Source organism: Maritimimonas sp. 2304DJ26-3 (assembly GCF_056591635.1).
On record NZ_JBWQOK010000003.1, the window covers coordinates 475122 to 494246 of the forward strand.

The 19125-nt window shown below is 32.1% G+C and carries 20 protein-coding genes and 1 tRNA gene; 5 read left to right on the forward strand and 16 right to left on the reverse strand.

Translation table 11 applies throughout. The annotated features are described in order from the left end of the window. Positions 1 to 127: 127 nt before the first annotated feature. The 3 genes from AC1EUV_RS10875 to AC1EUV_RS10885 all read right to left on the reverse strand — a co-directional run bounded on the left by AC1EUV_RS10875 (position 128) and on the right by AC1EUV_RS10885 (position 4246). Positions 128 to 883 (reverse strand): DUF6090 family protein, encoded by a 756-nt coding sequence (locus AC1EUV_RS10875; RefSeq protein WP_480198735.1) that lies wholly within the window; start codon positions 881 to 883, stop codon positions 128 to 130. A gap of 117 nt (positions 884 to 1000) precedes the next feature. Then, positions 1001 to 3907, reverse strand: a complete 2907-nt coding sequence (locus tag AC1EUV_RS10880) for an FAD-binding and (Fe-S)-binding domain-containing protein (RefSeq protein WP_480198736.1) — start codon at positions 3905 to 3907, stop codon at positions 1001 to 1003. After that, a complete protein-coding gene (locus AC1EUV_RS10885) occupies positions 3908 to 4246 on the reverse strand; it encodes a tRNA-binding protein (RefSeq protein ID WP_480198737.1) in 339 nt (112 codons plus the stop codon). 43 nt (positions 4247 to 4289) lie between these two features. Between AC1EUV_RS10885 and AC1EUV_RS10890 the strand changes: the two genes are divergently transcribed. Next, positions 4290 to 4844, forward strand: coding sequence for a thioredoxin family protein (locus AC1EUV_RS10890; protein ID WP_480198738.1), 555 nt, complete (start codon positions 4290 to 4292; stop codon positions 4842 to 4844). 11 nt (positions 4845 to 4855) lie between these two features. Here AC1EUV_RS10890 and AC1EUV_RS10895 read toward each other — a convergent pair whose 3' ends face one another. The 7 genes from AC1EUV_RS10895 to aroC form a co-directional block, all read right to left on the reverse strand. After that, positions 4856 to 5401, reverse strand: coding sequence for a YfiT family bacillithiol transferase (locus AC1EUV_RS10895; protein ID WP_480198739.1), 546 nt, complete (start codon positions 5399 to 5401; stop codon positions 4856 to 4858). Between the two features lie 3 nt (positions 5402 to 5404). Continuing rightward, positions 5405 to 6094, reverse strand: coding sequence for a hypothetical protein (locus tag AC1EUV_RS10900; RefSeq protein ID WP_480198740.1), 690 nt, complete (start codon positions 6092 to 6094; stop codon positions 5405 to 5407). Positions 6095 to 6221: 127 nt separating this feature from the next. After that, a complete protein-coding gene (locus AC1EUV_RS10905) occupies positions 6222 to 7154 on the reverse strand; it encodes a peptidylprolyl isomerase (protein ID WP_480198741.1) in 933 nt (310 codons plus the stop codon). Positions 7155 to 7262: 108 nt separating this feature from the next. Next, positions 7263 to 8084: a T9SS type A sorting domain-containing protein gene (locus AC1EUV_RS10910; RefSeq protein WP_480198742.1), complete on the reverse strand. Its 822-nt coding sequence runs from the start codon at positions 8082 to 8084 to the stop codon at positions 7263 to 7265. 12 nt (positions 8085 to 8096) lie between these two features. After that, positions 8097 to 9713 carry a hypothetical protein gene (locus tag AC1EUV_RS10915; protein ID WP_480198743.1) on the reverse strand — a complete coding sequence of 539 codons (1617 nt, stop codon included), beginning with the start codon at positions 9711 to 9713 and terminating at the stop codon, positions 8097 to 8099. 87 nt (positions 9714 to 9800) lie between these two features. Then, a complete protein-coding gene (locus tag AC1EUV_RS10920) occupies positions 9801 to 10877 on the reverse strand; it encodes a PA0069 family radical SAM protein (RefSeq protein WP_480198894.1) in 1077 nt (358 codons plus the stop codon). 76 nt (positions 10878 to 10953) lie between these two features. After that, a complete protein-coding gene (gene aroC, locus AC1EUV_RS10925) occupies positions 10954 to 12015 on the reverse strand; it encodes a chorismate synthase (protein WP_480198744.1) in 1062 nt (353 codons plus the stop codon). An 86-nt stretch (positions 12016 to 12101) separates the two neighbouring features. Between aroC and AC1EUV_RS10930 the strand changes: the two genes are divergently transcribed. Next, positions 12102 to 12377 carry an acylphosphatase gene (locus AC1EUV_RS10930; protein ID WP_480198745.1) on the forward strand — a complete coding sequence of 92 codons (276 nt, stop codon included), beginning with the start codon at positions 12102 to 12104 and terminating at the stop codon, positions 12375 to 12377. On the opposite strand, the gene AC1EUV_RS10935 is transcribed toward AC1EUV_RS10930, so the two are convergent. Beyond that, positions 12374 to 13126, reverse strand: a complete 753-nt coding sequence (locus tag AC1EUV_RS10935; RefSeq protein ID WP_480198746.1) for a sulfite exporter TauE/SafE family protein — start codon at positions 13124 to 13126, stop codon at positions 12374 to 12376. The two genes, AC1EUV_RS10930 and AC1EUV_RS10935, sit on opposite strands and share 4 nt — an antisense overlap. A 141-nt stretch (positions 13127 to 13267) precedes the next feature. Between AC1EUV_RS10935 and AC1EUV_RS10940 the strand changes: the two genes are divergently transcribed. Further along, a tRNA-Ser gene (locus tag AC1EUV_RS10940) sits at positions 13268 to 13355 on the forward strand. A 332-nt stretch (positions 13356 to 13687) separates the two neighbouring features. Continuing rightward, complete coding sequence (locus AC1EUV_RS10945; RefSeq protein WP_480198747.1) at positions 13688 to 14536, forward strand: CPBP family intramembrane glutamic endopeptidase; 849 nt, start codon at positions 13688 to 13690, stop codon at positions 14534 to 14536. A gap of 413 nt (positions 14537 to 14949) precedes the next feature. Here the strand turns inward: AC1EUV_RS10945 and AC1EUV_RS10950 are convergent, their stop codons facing one another. Continuing rightward, positions 14950 to 15429: a GNAT family N-acetyltransferase gene (locus AC1EUV_RS10950; RefSeq protein ID WP_480198748.1), complete on the reverse strand. Its 480-nt coding sequence runs from the start codon at positions 15427 to 15429 to the stop codon at positions 14950 to 14952. A gap of 184 nt (positions 15430 to 15613) precedes the next feature. Here AC1EUV_RS10950 and AC1EUV_RS10955 point away from each other — a divergent pair, with 184 nt between their 5' ends. Continuing rightward, complete coding sequence (locus tag AC1EUV_RS10955) at positions 15614 to 15787, forward strand: hypothetical protein (protein WP_480198749.1); 174 nt, start codon at positions 15614 to 15616, stop codon at positions 15785 to 15787. A 162-nt stretch (positions 15788 to 15949) separates the two neighbouring features. Here the strand turns inward: AC1EUV_RS10955 and AC1EUV_RS10960 are convergent, their stop codons facing one another. The 4 genes from AC1EUV_RS10960 to AC1EUV_RS10975 all read right to left on the reverse strand — a co-directional run bounded on the left by AC1EUV_RS10960 (position 15950) and on the right by AC1EUV_RS10975 (position 18972). Continuing rightward, entirely contained in the window at positions 15950 to 16366 is a 417-nt protein-coding gene (locus AC1EUV_RS10960) for a DUF6196 family protein (protein ID WP_480198750.1), read from the reverse strand. A 5-nt stretch (positions 16367 to 16371) separates the two neighbouring features. Continuing rightward, on the reverse strand, positions 16372 to 16707 hold the full coding sequence (locus tag AC1EUV_RS10965; RefSeq protein ID WP_480198751.1) for an avidin-fold protein: 336 nt from the start codon (positions 16705 to 16707) through the stop codon (positions 16372 to 16374). A gap of 66 nt (positions 16708 to 16773) precedes the next feature. Next, a complete protein-coding gene (locus AC1EUV_RS10970; protein ID WP_480198752.1) occupies positions 16774 to 17271 on the reverse strand; it encodes a GNAT family N-acetyltransferase in 498 nt (165 codons plus the stop codon). 141 nt (positions 17272 to 17412) lie between these two features. Beyond that, positions 17413 to 18972, reverse strand: a complete 1560-nt coding sequence (locus tag AC1EUV_RS10975) for a CRTAC1 family protein (protein ID WP_480198753.1) — start codon at positions 18970 to 18972, stop codon at positions 17413 to 17415. Positions 18973 to 19125: the final 153 nt, after the last annotated feature.

Genomic DNA, 19125 nt, shown 5'->3' on the forward strand with positions numbered 1-19125 from the left:
GGTTTTGTGTATGGCTCGTTACGGAAAATCAGCTATGATTTTCCACCATAACCGAAAGATAGTAAATTGCAATGAATTCCGATTAGGAATTCAGCCGCAATAAGCTATACACGTTGTTGTGCTTTCGTTATTTATTTTTCAGTTCTGGATATCCAACTTCCATAAAACTTATCAATTGCAAAGCCTCATCTTTAAGTTCCTTAAAAAAAGTGGTATTATAATGACAAGTCCTTAAAATGGATAGTAAGTTCTTATATATGACCTCATTATTTAGATACTCTTTGATAAATGCTGATGATAATTTAGAGTTTTGTATTTCATATTTAAAGTCATTCATATTCCCAACCGGAAAATTAGTTCGTCTTAAATCCATTCTAATTTGCAGCGGATATTCTTTAAAGTTAGAAATACGTGTGTCAAAATTTTTATAAAACTTGTCTAATAAGTTAGAAAGTGAATCATTTTTAAGTAAACCGCTTTGACCAGAACTCTTTAGTTTATCAAAGGTGTTTAAGTCCCTTTCTATAATAAATAATCGTCTAGGTTCCCAATGATTTTTAGTAAACAGTACTGTGTCTTTAACTACTTTATTTTTAGATTCAAAAACATTTAGAACATACTCAGTTCCATTATATTGGTCACTTAAACTATTAAGGATTTCATTAATGTTTGATATCTCAATTTTTAAATCTTTATATATTTCTTTTATATACTCTTTAGCACTTTGCTCAATCTTTCTATTTTCATTCCAATTGTTTATTTGTAACGCGATTAAAATTCCAATCACTACAAGTATAATTTCTCCAATAGCATATTTCAAATACTTTCCAGTTTTACCTTCTGAAAGCAATTTTTGTCTAATTTTTCTAAAGAATTTTATCATTGGTTAGTGGTTTGTTATAATGAAGCACAACAGTTGGGATATGATCTTGTTTTAATGAGTTATATCCATCGATAAGCGAAGTTAGCAGAAAACAAGTTAAGAATCAAGCTTAATTATTTAGCTTAAAGCTTCTTTTAAAATAGTAATTGGGTGTTGTACTAAGCGTTTTGTGCCGTCATATATCTGGTGTCTACAGCTAGTACCTGCAGCTACTAAGGCGATATTATTTTCTAGTTTTCGCACTTTAGGGAATAAGGTGTCTTCACCAACTTGCATACTAATGTTATAATGTTCTTTTTCGTACCCAAAAGAACCAGCCATACCACAGCAACCTGTATTTAAAATAGTTGGTTTATAATTTTCCGGAATATTCAACATGGTAAAGGTTGGATGCATATTACTTAGTGCTTTTTGATGGCAATGCCCATGCACTTTAATAGCCTTTGGCTGTTTGGTAAAAGCCTCTTTGCGAATATGCCCTTTTTCGCATTCATTAGCTATAAATTCTTCAATAGTAAGAGTATTGTCAGAAATATTTTTAGCTGCTTTTTTATCATCGGTTAAGCGAAGATATTCATCACGAAAAGTAAGAATAGCCGAAGGTTCAACACCTATGAGCGGTGTGTTTTCGGTAATAAGATCTTTAAAGACTTCAATGTTTTTATCGGCATGGACTTTAGCTTCTTTTAAAAAGCCTTTAGAGATGGCACTACGTCCACTTTCTTCGTGATCTATGATTTCAACTTTATAGCCTAGCTTTTCTAACAAGATCACAGCATCTTTACCAATTTCAACATCATAATAATTGGTAAACTCGTCACAAAACAGGTAAACAGTTTTACTATTGGTTGAGTTTTGTTGCCGCTGATACCATTGCCTCAACGTTTGATTAGCTAGTTTAGGTACAGTACGTTTTTTCGCAATACCCATTATAGATTTAGCAAGGCTAGTATTGTTGATAAAATTGGTGAAACCAGGAAGTTTACTGCCGATTTTATTATACTTAGCATTATTAGCAAATAACTTATTTCTAAACGAATAGCCATTAGTTTCTTGATAATGATATAGAAATTCAGCTTTTAAAGTTGCTACATCTACATTACTTGGGCATTCACTTGCACAAGCTTTGCAACTCAAACAGAGACCAAAGACTTGTTTTAGTTCACTATGATTGAATTTATTGGTCTCGTTAGAGTTGGTTAAGAATTCACGTAAAGTATTGGCTCTCGCTCTTGTTGTATCTTTTTCATCTTTAGTTGCGCGATAACTTGGGCACATGGTTCCACCTGCTTCAGCGGATTTTCTACAATCACCCGAACCATTACATTTTTCAGCTAAACGTAAGATGCCTTCACTATCCGAAAAATCGAATATGGTTTCAACCTCTGGTTCTTTGCGATCAATAGCATAACGGAGATTTTGATCCATAGGTTGTGCATCAACAATTTTACCTTTATTGAAGATGTTGTTAGGATCAAACGCTTTTTTAATTCGTTGTAGTAAATCATAATTTTTTTCACCAATCATTAACGGAATAAACTCAGCACGTACAATACCATCGCCATGCTCCCCACTAAATGAGCCTTTATACTTTTTTACCAGCTGTGCAGTTTCAGTAGTTATTTTTCTAAAGAGTGTTACATCTTCAGCTTTTTTAAGATTTAAAATAGGACGGAGGTGGAGCTCACCAGCACCAGCATGCGCATAATAGACCGCTTGCTGCTGGTATTTATCCATCAATTGAGTAAAATCTTCAATATAATTGGGTAAGTCATTTAAATCTACTGCTGTATCCTCTATACAAGCAACAGCTTTTCTGTCACCAATCATATTTCCTAAGAGTCCAAGCCCAGCTTTACGTAAATCGAGCGCTTTATTTATATCTTCACCATATAGCTTAGGATGATGGTAGCCAAAATTTTGTGTTTTTAAATCGGAAATTAAATTATCTGCCTTTTCCTCCGCTTCAGCTATGGTGTCAGCTTTTACTTCAAGCATTAGTACTGCCTGCGGATTACCTTGTATAAAAAATCGATTTTTAGCCTGTTCTCGATTGTTCTTAGTACAATCGAGTATTACCTTATCCATTAACTCACAGGTATACAAATGATGCTTCATAGCTACTACTGTAGCAACTAAACTTTGATTAACACTTTCAAAGTGTGAAGCCACCATAATACTATGTTGTGGAGGTAGGTTATCTAATTGTAAAGTAATTGCTGTTGAAAAAGCTAAGGTACCTTCACTACCACAAAGTAGTTTGGCTACATTGATTTTAGAATTTTTACCACCAAACAACTCAAAATCTAATAGAGCATCTACAGCATACCCTGTATTACGTCTATGGATAGATGGTTTTGGAAATTGAGTTTTAATTTCTTGTTGTGTAGATTCCTGTGATAATTCTGAATAAAGCGACTTGTAGATTTTTCCTTCTAAAGTAGTTTTTCGTGTTTTCTTTTTAAAATCGTCTGAAAAGATTTCTGAAAAAGTGGCTTCACTACTATCGCTCAAAATCGTTTCAATGTTTAAAACCTTATCCCGTGTAACACCATAACGAATGGAGGTACTACCAGAAGAATTATTGCCTACCATACCACCAATCATACATCGATTTGAAGTAGAGGTATTTGGCCCAAAGAATAAGCCATATGGTTTTAAGAACTGATTAAGATCATCTCTAATAATTCCAGGTTCTACAGTAATTGTCTTTTTTGTTTCATCAAATGCCAAAATTTTCGTGAAGTGTTTAGAAACATCTACAACTATACCATCACCAACACATTGCCCAGCTAAGGATGTTCCTGCTGCCCTAGGGATTAATGTTGTGTTATTTTTATTGGCAAATGCAATGAGTTTTTTTAAGTCCTCAATATTTTTTGGGTAAGCCACAGCCAGCGGTAGTTTTCTATATACTGAGGCATCAGTAGCATACATACTTTTATGTAGCTGGTCAGAGAAAAATTCTCCCGACAAGGTATTAGATAAGTCAGCTAGAACTATGTCATTCGAATTTATAGGCATCTAACTAATTTGTTCGCCATTTTTAATAGCATTAGAAGCTTGTAACAGAACAATTTCATCTTTGTCGTTAGCAACACCTAAAATCAAACATTCACTCATAAAATTTGCAATTTGTTTTGGCTTAAAATTTATAATAGCTGAAACCTGTTTATTTAAAAGTTCTTCTTTATTGTAAAGCTCCGTAATTTGTGCACTAGAGTTTTTAATGCCTAAATCTCCAAAGTCTATTTTGAGCTGATAGGCTGGTTTTCTGGCTTTTGGAAAATCATTTGCTTCTATAATTGTACCTATGCGGATATCAACTTTTGTGAAGTCTTCAAAACTAATAGTATCTGCCATTTATTTTGTAATTTTATAGGATAAATCTACAAATAAAATCGGTATGGCAAGAACACCTTCTAATATGGTTCCGCTAGGAAAAATTGCCCCAGGTTTTACACTTTATGATACAGTTTCTGGGGAGGATCTAACACTTTTTGAATTGCGTGGAGAGACAGCTACGGTAATCTACTTTATTTGCAATCATTGTCCATTTGTAATTCACGTAAACGATGAACTTGTGAAAGTGGCTCATGATTATAGTGATAAGAAAATATCCTTTATTGCTATTTCGTCGAATGATATTAAGAATTATCCTGATGATGCGCCACATTTAATGCGAAAAAAAGCTCAAGAACTAAAATATCCTTTTCCGTATTTATACGATGAATCTCAGGAAGTAGCCATGGCTTATGATGCTGCCTGTACACCAGATATTTATGTGTTTGACAAGAATTTGAAGCTCTCTTATAGAGGGCAATTAGACGATTCTAGACCAGGAAATGGATTGCTTGTTAACGGTAAAGATTTACGTCATGCCCTTGATTGTTTAATAGAAAATAAGGAAAATATAGAATTGCAAAAGCCAAGCATAGGCTGTAATATAAAGTGGAAATAAGAAAAGTAAGATTATTTCCAGCCTTTCCGAATCATTAGGCTTTCTATATGTGCATAATGATGATTGCAATGCCATGCATAAATACCTATGTTTTCTGCTAAACTAACTTCTTCATTACCATCTGGATGAATAAAAGTCTTTTGTAAATCTTCATAAGATAATCCTTTTAAAAGGTAAACCCATTTTGCATGTAAAGAAGCTAAATTATTTAAAGAGAGAAGAATAGGAGCTGATTTTGAGTCATGTAATTCTGCCCAGAGATCTTCATAATAAGCTTTTATAGTCGGTTTATCTTCGGTTAATGACCATTTAAAACGAGTATAACTATTATGATGACTATCACTTACATGATGAACCACTTGTCTAATCGTCCAACCACCATCTCGGTATGGAGTATTTAATTGCTCTTCAGAAAGGTTTTTTACTAAATCACTTAGTCTTTTAGGAAATTCTTCGAGAATAGTTATCCACTTTTTAATATGGATTTCAGTAATACTATTAGGAATTTTCGGTCCGCCGATTGGATATTTAATCTGTTGTAAGGTAGGTTGTTGCATTATTTAATTACGGATGATTCCTAATGTTGCGTTTTGACTTGTTTCTAAATTCCAAGCTTTTGCAGTAATTAGTTTCCCTTTATCATCATAAACTAAAAAAGCCGCTGTATTTGGACCATAACGACCTTGATTTAAAGCTTGAAAGTCAATTCTATTATAGCCTTTGTTCATTTTTAGCTCAATAAAAGCAGACAAACCTAAAAGCATAATGTTGGCGTCAACCACCTTTTCATTTAAAAAAATACGTACACGATCTCCATCGACTAATCCGTGATCTCTAAACTCAATACGAACAAATTTAGTAGAACCTTCAAAAGTACCTAAGTCAGCATGACTATCTAGTTCTTTAATACTGGTGTCTTTCCCATTAAAGTGTCTCTTAACTAATATGTCAGAATCTATATTGCTATTAGAAGACATAGATTGTAAATCCTTTGTTTTTGAAGCTTTGCCTAAGTTAAGATAATAATCAAGACTTTTTAAAGGAACTACTTCTTTCTTTTTTAAACTGAAAATCGGATTTATTTCTTCTTTTTTACCTATAACAAAACCATTTTGACTTTTTCGACCATCTAAGATAGTTTTAAACTCAGAAGTTTTTTTCTTTTTAATAGTGTCATTTTGGGCATAAACTCCTTGAAAAAGAAAAAATGCTAGAGCTATTAATATTATGTTATAGTTTTTTTTGATCATCAAATTTTCTATTGAAGAAGATGCATCAAATATAATGCCTTAATTAATATATAAGACATGCTAAAAGTTAATTAATTACAAAAAAGCCTCAAGAATTTCTTGAGGCTTTTACTATATTTTGGTTTTATTATTTTACATTAACTAACTCAACATCAAATAGAAGAGGAGCATTTGGAGGAATAACGCCACCAGCACCTTGAGAACCATAAGCTAAATTTGAAGGAATTACAAAGCGAGCTTTATCACCAACTTTTAATAATTGAATACCTTCATCCCAACCAGAAATGACTTGACCAACACCAACAGCAAAATCTATTGGTTGCTTACGCTTATATGAAGAGTCAAATACTGTTCCGTCTAATAATTGTCCTTTGTAATGTACGGAAACCATATCACCTTTATTTGCTTTTTTTCCTTCGCCTTCTTGAATCATTTTATAACGAAGTCCACTAGCTGTTTTTTCAAAACCAGCTGAAACCTCATTCAAAGCATCTTCTTGAGCTTGTAGTTCAGCGGCTTCACGATTTGCACGAGAACCTTCAAAAGTTCTAAATGCTTCAATTGCATTAAAATTTTCTGCTAAGTCACCTTTTCGGATAATTTCGAGTGAATCTATAGTATCACCTTGCTGAACAGAGTCTACAATATCTTGCCCTTCTACAACATGACCAAAAACAGTATGTTTATTATCTAACCATGGAGTTTCTACATGAGTTATAAAAAATTGGCTTCCATTTGTACCCGGTCCAGCATTAGCCATTGATAATACACCAGGTTTGTTATGTTTTAAATCTGGATGAAATTCATCATCAAATTGATATCCCGGGTTACCAGTACCGGTACCTTGTGGACAACCACCTTGAACCATAAAATCAGCTATAACGCGATGAAATTTTAGACCATTGTAATATGGCGAACCCTGCGGTTTAGCTTTATTCTCTAAATTTCCTTCAGCTAAAGCAACAAAATTACCAACAGTGCCGGGAGTTTTTTCAAACTCAAGATTTACTAATATCTCTCCTTTAGAAGTATTGAACTTCGCATATAATCCGTTTTCCATGTATCTTATTTATTTTAAGGTTGCAAAGATACTCGTTTCCTTTTAAAATTTAATCAAAAAAGGGCTCTCAATTATGAGAACCCCTTTATCACACAAAACAATTTTTGTTTACTGCTTTAGTACTTTAAAAGTACCTTTCTTTTCACCAATAGCAACATTTACTATATAGGCTCCGGTTGGTAGATTTGTCATTTGCAATTTAGAGTTGACTTTATTTGGTTTTGACTCTAAAAGCTTTTGACCTAGCATGTTATACACTTTTACATCACTTATATTTTCGTTAGCGTTTAAGTTTAAATTATTCTCTATTACGGGGTTTGGATAATAACTAAACCCAGCACTTAATAATTCTTCAACTCCTGCTGTAGCTGTATTTAAAAGCTTATAATGATCGATACCTAAACTCCATGACCTATCACTCTCATCATTATAAATAAACTTAACCTTAAATGCATTGTTTATAAATGCAGATACGTCAATATTATCTACAATAGAATTTTGTCCTGTATTATCTTCTGGACTATCTATATTTGTGTTAAATACGTTTTGCCAAGCGCTTCCGTCCCATACCTCGATCATAAATTCACCAAACCCGAAAAACTCTTGTAAATTATACGTAATTTCTATTCCTAAACTAGATACACTTGTTGCATCTACTGCTGGCCCTTCTAATTCAATGAGACCTGCGTTACTCTTATCTGTGCAACCGTTATCGTCAAAAACAGCTCCACCTGTTGCAAATGATGCTTGCGGAGTACCACTGCCAGGTATTTTAGCTGTAAAACCATATTGCCAAGTACACCCATTCGGTGATGCGTTTGCTGCCCAACCTGTAGGTATGGTAGCTCCATCAAAGCTTTCTTCTTGTAACTGTGCATATATTGATATACAAGTCGCAAACATTAAATATATATGTATAATTTTTTTCATTTTATAGCTTTTTTATTCGTATTCAACTCGTTGTATAAAGACATTCATATTTCCTGCGGCATCGGTTACAATCCATTCTCTAACTAATAAGTTCGCTCTCTTAACAACACATTTGTTATCACCGAGTGATGCATACATATCTATATGTTGTTTATTTTCACCCCCAACTTGTTGACCATTAACAGTCCCTTCATAAGATATCCAAAATCCCATTCCATAATCTCCATAATGATCTCTCGGGCCTATATCCATATGATGATATTCGGTATTATTTAAAAGTATAAGGTTTGAGTTTTTATAATCACCAAAACCTTCTAATTTATTTGACTTGGTAAAATCTACATTTGCAAATCTTCTTTCTGATTCTTGATCATCTCCTTGTAAATAACCTCCTGAAGAAACCCAGGTAGTATAGTCTACTAATTGTTCAAAGAATATTTCAACAATCCAACCTGAAGATGAATCTGAATTATTTACTACACGACCGTGAACTTTTGCGGTACCATCTTCAAACTGTTGAAAGTATCCATTTTCCCAATGATGCCACATATCGAATGGAAAACTATGGAACCATATATTTGAATCTGGATAGGTTGGACCAAAATCTACCCAGCAAGACTCTAAAGCTAAGTATTCATTGTATTCAACAGTTACAGCTGAACAATTATCACTAAAGGTAACTATTGGTAATTGATTTGGGTCTTCAACTAAAGTATGATCAACCAGATTATCAGCAGTAGGTGGTTCTTCGTCAAAATCGATACAGGTGCAAACCACATTTGTTTTTATAGCTCCGCCCATTACCCAAGACTGTCCATTTACTGTTTGACCATTCTTTTTATTTCTTGTATCAATGGTGATTTTAACTTCATTAACACTACCACCGACACCTTCCAATCCTAAATTAAATACTTTTATACAACATTTTCCTGATGGAAAATCATTAATATTTTCAATGATTTCATCTATTTTTCCATCAGATGTTTCTGCGGTAATTTTAATATAGCGCCCATCTGGTGTTAATTCTGAAACTGGTAATTCTATTTTTACATCTCTAGGTCCAGAATCAGTAATAATAGGTATAGTCATTGTCTCAATATTATTATAGCCACTTAAAGCGGTAAAGACACCAGAACTAGATATACCAGTATTCGTTTTTCTAAAAATATAGGCTAAAATTGACTGTGCTTTGTTTTGATTTGTAGTGTTATTGTAATTTATAACTGTGGTTGCTGGTAATTCGGCTCTATAATACCATACATTTGAGCTTCCTCCAGTTGGTATTTCTCGATTTGCAGTATAAGAATTTCCATTACCATCTTCAATTTCTATGGTTTCACCAGGATTATTTCCTTTATAAACTATTTCTACAACAATTCGATCGATGCTTTCTACATCAGTTACCGACAAACTTACAGGAATATTATTCTTTATACCAGAACTTATAAGGTCAACTTCAATACCATCTTTACATGTATATGACCATCCAGGATCACTAATACTAGTAAATGTATTTGATTTTATCTCAATTTTTTTAACCGATAGTTTTTTGTTATCGGTAGCATAAGAGGTTGAGAATGTAAAAATTAAAGCAAAAAGTATTGCTTTTAGAAAGTAGCTTTTCTTCATACACATTTTTATTTACTTAAAAAAGAAATCCCTAGCAGTAAAAACTGTTAGGGAGAACCTTTATAACGCAGACATGTAAAAATTATTTCAACCGAAAAGATTTAATTGGGGGTTTCTATTCTTTTCGAATAACGAATAATCATATGGAGGTAAACACGAATCTGCTAAGAATTTTTTTCTCGCAATATTAAACTGAAGAGCTACTTGTTCAGCAATTTTTCCTTCACCACGCATTCTTTTTCCAAATCTAGAATCGTTTAACTGTCCATTATGGCAATCTTGAATTTGATGTAATATTTTGTTAGCCCTTTCGGGGAATGTTTTCTTGACCCAATCAGTAAAAATATCACCAATTGCACCATTTAATCGAACAATAGTATAAGCAGCTGAAAGTGCACCGAGCTCACTTACTTTTTTTACTAAGTCAAAAATTTCGTGACTATTTATAGCAGGAATAATAGGTGCCATCATAACATTTACAGGAATGCCATTTTCAGAAAGGATTCTGACAGTTTCTAATCGTTTTTTTATGGATGCTGTTCTGGGTTCTAGAATTCTTCGAGTTTCTTCTTGTAATGAAGTGATCGAAATACTTACATGAACTAATTTTAACTTAGCCATTTCAGTAAGAATATCTAAGTCTCTTAAAATCAATGCATTTTTTGTTATAAAACCTACAGGATGTTTATACTTATAAAGAACTTCGAGCATCTTACGAGTAATCTTAAGTTTTTTTTCAATTGGCTGATAGCAATCTGTATTACCTGAAAACATAATAGGAGCTACTTGCCAATTTTTGCTTTTTATTTTTTTCTCTAATAGCTCAGGAGCATTCTTTTTGTATAAGATTTTACGTTCAAAATCTAAACCAGCACTATATCCCCAATATTCATGGGTATTTCTTGCATAACAGTATATACAACCGTGCTCGCAACCTTGATATGGATTCATAGAATAAACCATACCAATGTCTGGACTTCTCACTTGGTTTAAGATGGTTTTTGGGAAAATTTCTATGTACTGGGTCTTATTATTATCTGGGTTATCGCCTTCTTTTTGGCAATAATTAAGAAAGTCGTTCTCTACAGTATGCTGATTTTGTAAAAAACGATTATGTGTGTTGATTTGAGCACCACGACCTTTTATGTAATTGGCGTTTTCGATGCTTAAAATTACATTAGAAATTGATGAAAAGAAAGATAAAATGTTAATTAATTCAACAATATTTTTTGTTGAAAATTTAAGTTCTTCGAGTTTTATCAAGTAAGTAAAAGTCTGCCAATACCATAGCTGCCAATGCTTCAACAATTGGTACAGCTCTTGGGACAACACAAGGGTCATGTCTACCTTTACCATGCATTTCGATAACTTTTCCTTGATTATCTATGGTCTCATATTTTTGAAGCAGCGTAGCCACAGGTTTAAATGCCACTCTAAAATAAATATCCATTCCGTTAGAAATTCCACCTTGTACTCCTCCTGAAAGGTTGGTTTTAGTACTTCCGTCAGAATTAAAGGAATCATTATGTTCTGATCCTTTCATTTTGGTTCCACAGAAGCCACTACCATATTCAAAACCTTTTACAGCATTTAATGTGAGCATTGCTTGCCCTAATCTTGCATGCAATTTATCAAATATAGGTTCACCTAAACCAATAGGCACGTTTTTAATTACACAAGTTATGGTTCCTCCAATAGTATCTCCTTGCTTTTTGATCTCCTGAATTCTTGAAATCATTTTTTGAGCATATTCTTCGTCTGGACAGCGTACAGCATTTGACTCTGTTTTAGAAAGATCTAAATCTTGATATGGTTTTTCAAGGTAAATTTCTCCAACGGAAGAAGTAAAAGCGTTAATACTAATACTTTTTAATAATTGTTTTGCAATTGCACCACCAACAATCCAATTAGCTGTTTCTCTTGCTGAAGAACGTCCGCCACCGCGATAATCGCGAAGGCCATACTTTTTATCGTACGTGTAATCTGCATGAGATGGACGATATGAATCCTTTATATGTGAATAATCCTTAGATTTTTGATTGGTATTTTTTATAATGTAACCTATAGAGGTTCCAGTAGTTTTACTTTCAAAAATACCTGATAAAAATTCTACATGATCTGGTTCTTTTCGCTGAGTAACTATATTTGATTGACCTGGTTTTCGTCTATCTAATTCATGTTGTATGGCGTTTAGATCTAATTCTATTCCGGCTGGACAACCATCAATGATACCACCTATAGCTTCTCCGTGAGATTCACCGAATGTTGTAAGCTTAAAAAGTTTCCCTAAGGAGTTACTCATAGTACAAGATTAATAAACAAAGGTAAAATATAGATGAGCATTAGAAAAGTTTAATTGATTAATTTTGAGAAAACGATATAGAAATAATGAAAACTCATTATAAAATAACGGTTCTGGGTAAGGTTCAAGGGGTGTGGTTTAGAAAGTATGCTAAGAATAAAGCTATTGAGTTAAAATTAAAAGGAATTGTTAAGAATATGGAAGATGGGAGTGTATATTTAGAGGTGGAAGGAGAATCTTCTTCTCTAGAGGTTTTTATTGAATGGTTGTATAATAATGGTTCGCCATTATCTAACGTTACTAATGTTAATTTCACACAAATTAAACTCAAGAATTATGATAAATTCGAAATACTGAGTTAGAAAAACCACAATTTAATTGCCAATATGCTCACGATTATTATTAAAAATATTCTTACAAATCCGTCACCTTTTTTTACTGAAAATCTGCTCATAAACCATCCTCCAGAAGCATTTCCTATAGATAATATTAAGCCGTATTTCCAGTTTATTAAACCGCTTTTTTGAAAAACAATTACAGCCGCTATAGAATACACCAAGGCAACAAACACTTTTACAGCATTGGTTTTAACTAAACTAAGTTGATTTATACTGGTAAGTACCATTATCATTATAAAACCCACACCAGCTTGTATTATTCCGCCATATAACCCGACAAAGAAAAAAACTACAATTCCTAGACATAAGAACTTACCGGTAAGACGTTCTTGTATATCTTTTGTTTTTACTTTAGGTTTTAGCAACATATAAATTACAATAGTAACCATTACACCGGCTAGTATTTTGTTAAAAAGCGCATCGGGTATATCTATAGCAATTGTAGCACCTATTATAGCGCCAATAATAGCAGGAATTGCTAAATAAATACTGAATGGAAATGTAGATACTCCTTTAGACTGAAAACCTTTAACTGCAAAAATATTTTGAACTATGATAGCAATTCTATTAGTTGCATTTGCTACTGTTGATGGCAATCCTAAAAAAATGAGCATAGGTAACGTTAGAAGAGAGCCACCACCAGCAACAATATTTATACAACCAGCTATAAAACCAATTATAACTAGGTAGAATAGGTCAATTGAAAATTCCATTTGAGTTTATTCTTATTAAGAGTAAAAGTATACTTAATTTATAACTTAAATAGTATTAAAAAATTTTAGAATTTACTTTAGCAAGTTAAAAAAGCTTTCTATATTTGCACCCGCATTCAGAGAATATCTGATGAGACTTCTGGAGAAATGGCAGAGTGGTCGAATGCACTGGTCTTGAAAACCAGCGAGGGTCACACCTCCGGGGGTTCGAATCCCTCTTTCTCCGCCAAAACGGCACAAAACCCATCAAATAAAATGATTTGGTGGGTTTTTTATTTTATTTGGTTACCAAATAGGTAGCTTATTTTCCAAATGAATTCAAATTAAATGACTGTCTTAAAATAACAAAATTTTGGTAATCATATTATTACATGAATTTTATTGCTAATTGATTTTATAAAAAGTCGGGGCGAACATTTCTTGCACAGAAAATTATAAGAAGAAATCTAATTCATTGTATTGAAAGTCCCAACTTATAAGTTAAGATACAAAATTGACTTTTCTGAGTAACCTGTAGGCTATTTCATTCGTCATCTGTAAATAAACAATTAAACTCTAATTATGAAAAATCAGTTGCTTACCTTTTTTGGCTTATCTTTTTTTATTACCTGGTCGATTCTTTTTACAATTATTGGTTTTGGACTACCTGAAATACCATATTATATACCGGCTGTATATGGCCCTTCCGTGGCAGCCATTATTCTTATGTTTTATTATTATGGTTCAAATGGAGTCAAGGTGTTTTTCAAACAATTTATAAAAAAAAATATCAAATGGTATTGGTATATTCTTGTCATATTTGGTTTTGGGCTAGTATTCTTTCTGGCAAAAACGCTTTGGTTCTTTGCATCGGGAACACCAATTTCTACTTCTCCTTACTCTATGAATTGGCTTATCATGGTTTTTATTATACAAATTTTAGTTGCAGGTGTTGGTGAAGAATTTGGTTGGCGAGGATTTGCTTTAGAAAGAATGCAACTTTTATACTCGCCACTAAAAGCTAGTATTCTATTAGGGGTTGTTCATTTAGCCTGGCATCTTCCTACATATTTCTTAGGCAATGGAATGCATAATGTCCCTCTTTTTTGGGCAATTTTATACGTAATTCCTTTAACAATTATCTGGACGTGGATTTTCAATGAGACAAAAAGAAGTTTGCTTTTTGGAATTTTATGCCATTCAATGCACGGTATAATGCTTTCCGTCGTCCCTTTTTTACCGCCACCTTCTAAGGTTAAGTTAACACCTAAGTTGTTGTATACCTTTTCTATAGAAGGAGAATTTTTGGGACCCTATTTAATGGTTACTTTTTTACTATGGATAATTACTTTGGTTATAATAACTGCCAAAGGAAAAAATTTAGCCTATAATGAAAAGTCTTACTTAGAACGACTAAAATTGGCGACATAGCCTAATGGTAGAAAGCCCTTGCTAATATTTTACTGATAATTGAGACAATTCAAGTAGAATTGAATAATGCTTTTTTTCGCATTATTATTCTATGGGAAAAAGTGATAATATTAAAACAATTGCTTCAAAAGTATTCTAAAGATTTTTTTGTCGGGTGAGAGGATTAATTAAGATTGTGTAACCTTTATATATAAACATATTAAGCGTTTTAAATAAAATGAGTTCATTTAATTGTACACTAAAGTTAAAAAAGAACTTTTTAAAAACAAATTTTAGTTGTTTTTACTGATTGTAAAGATACAATGTTTTGAGTAAAAGGATGATTCTATATTTCGATCTTTAGTAAGAGCTTAAACTCAAAAAATCGCTTCGCGATTTGAGATGTTTTCCGAGAGGAAAATCCGGAGCAATAATTATACACTTCTTAAGTTAGCATTGGTTTTATCAATTCTGTTATATACATTCGGGTTATGTTTCTCCATATAAAATTCTGGATTAGGTATTTCCGTAAACCCAAACTTTTTATAAAGCCATTCAGCTGTATCAGTTAGCAAAATCCAGCGTCTTAATCCTTGAAGATTTGGGTGCTTCAGTATTTCATTCATTAGCCATTTACTTAATCCCTTTCCTCTATATTCCTTTACAATATAAACATCTCCTAAATATGCAATGGTTGAATAGTCTGAAATTATTCTAGCAAAGCCAATTTGTTTGTTTTTGTGATAAAGCCCAAAATTCAAAGAGTTTTTAATTGATGTTTTCAAAGTATTGATTGGAATTCCGTTAGCCCAATCAGTTTTGTTTGTGAGGAATTTGTGAATGCTTAAAATATCTAATTTATCCTTGTCAGTTGAAATGGTATAATCATTTCTATGTGCTTCTCTAGTTTTCATTTTGTTACATTCAGTTTTTTTAATTAATGACTAAGGTTTGTATAAAAATATTTTCGAGATTAGGAATTTGAAAACTTTCGAATCGTGTCTGAGTTTTATACTTATTTATGTTTTGTTTTTTGTCAAGCTAAAAATATGAATAAGTATTAAACGGAAATCATAAGTAGACAAAAACCTTTGAGTTTTGTCTCAAAATCCACATTGTTTTTATATGTTGTTGGGCATAGGCTTTTTACTGTTTCCTAAATCTAATACCATAGTAATAAAATCACTAACAGATTTACCTAGAATAGCTATTCCAGCATCAAATACATATCCTAGTTTATACCTATCTACAGCAGAACCATTAAGTGCATAATCATTTCCTTCAATTTCTATATTGTACCAATATTTTGTCTACATTCTATTGTCACTTCATTATGACAAAATAGCCATTCTCCTTGGAAATCATTTTTCGTGATAGTACGATATTTAATTTCAGGATTAATTTTCCTAATTTAAGTTATTTAAAGTTGTTCTTTTATGAGCTTTTTAGGTTTTTTATTAATTGTAATACTTCATTTTCTATTTTAATTGGACAACCCCAATAATCAAAAATTCCACCATTGCTCGAGTTTTGACCGCATATAACAAATAAGCCTGATCCTAATTCCTGTTTAATTTTGCTTGCTAACCATCCTACAAACCCGCTATTATCTAAACTGTTTTTAAAATGAAAACTAAATATTTTAAAGTTTTCTGTCAGGTCGTTTTCTGCAGGAACCAAACTACTCCATACTTCATCGTCTTTGACTATGGCTAGAACATGCGGATCATATATAAAACTCTCAATATTAGACTCTTTAAAAAAGTATGGCTTATCAAATACCTTAATAGTGGCAGATTTTAGAACTTTAATAAGTCTATTCTCTGTTTGCTTTTTTGTTTCTTTACTCATGTACATTACAATTCCATAAAAACATTAACTCCTTCCTCGTTCGATTTTTGTGTATTCATTTTGAATTGTTCTTTAAGTATCAACTTACCTGATTTTTCATCAGTAGAAATAATACATAAGGACTCGCCATGATCTAATTGCCCAGTTTTTCTTTGTTGACAGTAAACAAATTGTAATAAATTATCTTCCATTATTCCAATCAAATATCCTTTTTCAATTTTGCCTCCGAAGTAGTCTGCTTTTACCATCATTCCATTTTGATGAAAGCTAAAAATGGTTTCATTATTAACAATTCCGTTTTTTGCTGTTTTTATGACGGTCATTTTAATATTATTTAGCATTTCTTTTTTTTAATCGAATTCTATAAATAAAATGAGCTATTATGAAACTCATTATCAGAAATTTACCTATATGCTGACTTTCAAATTATCCAAATTTGACATAATTTCATCAATACTAACTTTCCAAGCCATGTCTGTCCATATACTATTATCATCTATATAAGATCTGACTTGTGATGTATTAGCAAGATTATTAGCTATTTCTTTCACATCGCACTGTTTGAATCCGAATTTTTTCCAATATGCACCTTTATGTTTGCTAAAGAGATATATACATCTAATGTCTCTTTCATGTAAATGATTTATGAGCAATACAATCAAATTAAAAGCAATGGAATTATTTCTCCAATTTTTAAGTACTGCTGCACTTCTAAGCAACCCAAAACTTCCCTCTAACTCCGCTCCAACCATTCCAATTATTTCTGACTTTAATTGAGCTAAGTAATAGATGCTGTGATTAAATTCAAAACTTATTGTTGGTTTTTGCTTATTTCTAACCAGAAGGTTTTTGAGTTGAAGCTCTTCACTAATTTTGGCAATTCTATATTTAATTTTTGCTTTCATTTAATCTCTATTACAAATAACGGTTAATGTATAGCTAGTTGTGTAACAACTTTATTAATAAAATAGTAGAGAAGATGGGAAATCCACCAAAGTTTAACATTTTTGGAGGTATACGAAGGTAGATTTCATAACAAAATTAAATCAATTTTTACGATCTATAGATATTATCCTTGTACCCTCACCTTCATTTAGTGTATTTGTTTTATTAATTTCTAAATGATTAAACTTCTCCGTAATGCCGGATGGCCACATTACTTTTAACTCTTTTATACGTTTGGACGTATTCAGTCCAAAATGCTGAATAATACTATTATGTCCAAAATATACATTAGATGTAGAGACTAATCTTCTTTGTGTAATATTTTTACTATTAGAAATAATTGTTAGCCAAACTTTACTTCCTATAGCACTGCTATTTGATTTTTTGCCTACTAACTTAAGCTTTATCCAATTGTTTTTGTTGTTAAGGTTATTTTTTAAAAATGAGATATTCTTACCTGGGCCAGGTATAAAGAGGTCTAAATCACCATCATTATCAAAATCACCCACACTGCCGCCACTTTGGTGTTTATTTATGGTATTAAGATCTCCAACTCTTTTACTTTTAAAATTCCCTAAACCATCATTTTCATAATACTTAAGGGTATATGTAGAGTCACTTACCATAATTGCATCTATATCTGCATCATTATCATAATCTCCCCAAAGAGAGGTTGTTGTCATGTCAGAATCAATTACAATAGGCTGGTTTTCTACTTTAATAAATTTTCCATTTTCATTCTTAAATAAGAAGTTTGGACTTGGAACATTTTTATCATTAATAACCGTTGCCCAGTTTGTAATATGTGCATCCCAATCCCCATCATTATCAATATCATGAAATGACCACTGATTTCCTTCAACCAAAGCATTAGCAATATCAACATCAAGCCAACGTTTAAAATTAATTGCCTTTGTTTCAGTATACATATTTTTGTACATCAAATCAACTTTAGACTTACCACTACCCATACCAATAAAAATATCTAGATCATTATCATCATCTAAATCAAATAAAGTGGGTTGCATGTATGTATCTTTTTTAGGTGTACTTATGTCTGTATTTTCAACTTTTTCAAAATCAAAATCAGGAGCTCCTGTATTGATTAGCAAATGTGGAGAAGTTGGGAGTCCACACCAAGGAGCAGCTTGAATCCAATCAGGTCTGGTTACAAAGAGGTCTAAGTTACCATCATTATTAAAATCTCCAAAGCCTGCACATATTCCTGAAATTTTTGGATCGGTTATTTTGCCACTTTTAATCTTTTCAAACTTGCCACCACCCAAGTTTTTATAAAGTGCTCCAGGAAAACCAGCTACATATATGTCTAATAAACCATCTTTATTATAATCACCAGAAGTAATGCTAAACCAATAACCAAGATCGTCAACTAGTGGTGAGTTCGAAAGTTCCTTAAATTTACCTTTATCATTGATATATACTTTATTTTTTCTTTGTTCTCTGCCAACAATTCTATTTATAACAAATAAGTCTAAGTCATCGTCATTATCAATATCAATCCATGCTGAACCTGTCCAAAAATCGTCTAAATTAGTATTTGAAACTGGAGAGTCTATAACCTCTTTGAAATTTTGACAATTTAATTCAGTAACTTTAAGCAAAAGTATTAGTAAGATTAAAGCGTAAATGTTTCTTTTCATTTTTAATAATTTAAAATTTACAGCAAACATAATTGTGCTGAACAATTCTATGTTTACTATATGACCTGCATTAATCTTAAATTATAAGATGACATCAGAAAAGTAAAATTCCTTTAAGGTAAACAACTAATCATAACTCGTTTAAAACCATTT

Bases quoted from the DNA above. Each gene is read 5' to 3' on its own strand.
- aroC (WP_480198744.1), bottom strand. From the start codon at position 12,015: ATGAGTAACTCCTTAGGGAAACTTTTTAAGCTTACAACATTCGGTGAA.
- AC1EUV_RS10970 (WP_480198752.1), bottom strand. From the start codon at position 17,271: ATGAAAGCAAAAATTAAATATAGAATTGCCAAAATTAGTGAAGAGCTT.
- AC1EUV_RS10905 (WP_480198741.1), bottom strand. From the start codon at position 7,154: ATGGAAAACGGATTATATGCGAAGTTCAATACTTCTAAAGGAGAGATA.
- AC1EUV_RS10895 (WP_480198739.1), bottom strand. From the start codon at position 5,401: ATGCAACAACCTACCTTACAACAGATTAAATATCCAATCGGCGGACCG.
- AC1EUV_RS10910 (WP_480198742.1), bottom strand. From the start codon at position 8,084: ATGAAAAAAATTATACATATATATTTAATGTTTGCGACTTGTATATCA.
- AC1EUV_RS10930 (WP_480198745.1), top strand. From the start codon at position 12,102: ATGAAAACTCATTATAAAATAACGGTTCTGGGTAAGGTTCAAGGGGTG.
- AC1EUV_RS10945 (WP_480198747.1), top strand. From the start codon at position 13,688: ATGAAAAATCAGTTGCTTACCTTTTTTGGCTTATCTTTTTTTATTACC.
- AC1EUV_RS10880 (WP_480198736.1), bottom strand. From the start codon at position 3,907: ATGCCTATAAATTCGAATGACATAGTTCTAGCTGACTTATCTAATACC.
- AC1EUV_RS10900 (WP_480198740.1), bottom strand. From the start codon at position 6,094: ATGATCAAAAAAAACTATAACATAATATTAATAGCTCTAGCATTTTTT.
- AC1EUV_RS10885 (WP_480198737.1), bottom strand. From the start codon at position 4,246: ATGGCAGATACTATTAGTTTTGAAGACTTCACAAAAGTTGATATCCGC.
- AC1EUV_RS10960 (WP_480198750.1), bottom strand. From the start codon at position 16,366: ATGAGTAAAGAAACAAAAAAGCAAACAGAGAATAGACTTATTAAAGTT.
- AC1EUV_RS10890 (WP_480198738.1), top strand. From the start codon at position 4,290: ATGGCAAGAACACCTTCTAATATGGTTCCGCTAGGAAAAATTGCCCCA.
- AC1EUV_RS10975 (WP_480198753.1), bottom strand. From the start codon at position 18,972: ATGAAAAGAAACATTTACGCTTTAATCTTACTAATACTTTTGCTTAAA.
- AC1EUV_RS10935 (WP_480198746.1), bottom strand. From the start codon at position 13,126: ATGGAATTTTCAATTGACCTATTCTACCTAGTTATAATTGGTTTTATA.
- AC1EUV_RS10950 (WP_480198748.1), bottom strand. From the start codon at position 15,429: ATGAAAACTAGAGAAGCACATAGAAATGATTATACCATTTCAACTGAC.
- AC1EUV_RS10965 (WP_480198751.1), bottom strand. From the start codon at position 16,707: ATGCTAAATAATATTAAAATGACCGTCATAAAAACAGCAAAAAACGGA.
- AC1EUV_RS10875 (WP_480198735.1), bottom strand. From the start codon at position 883: ATGATAAAATTCTTTAGAAAAATTAGACAAAAATTGCTTTCAGAAGGT.
- AC1EUV_RS10915 (WP_480198743.1), bottom strand. From the start codon at position 9,713: ATGAAGAAAAGCTACTTTCTAAAAGCAATACTTTTTGCTTTAATTTTT.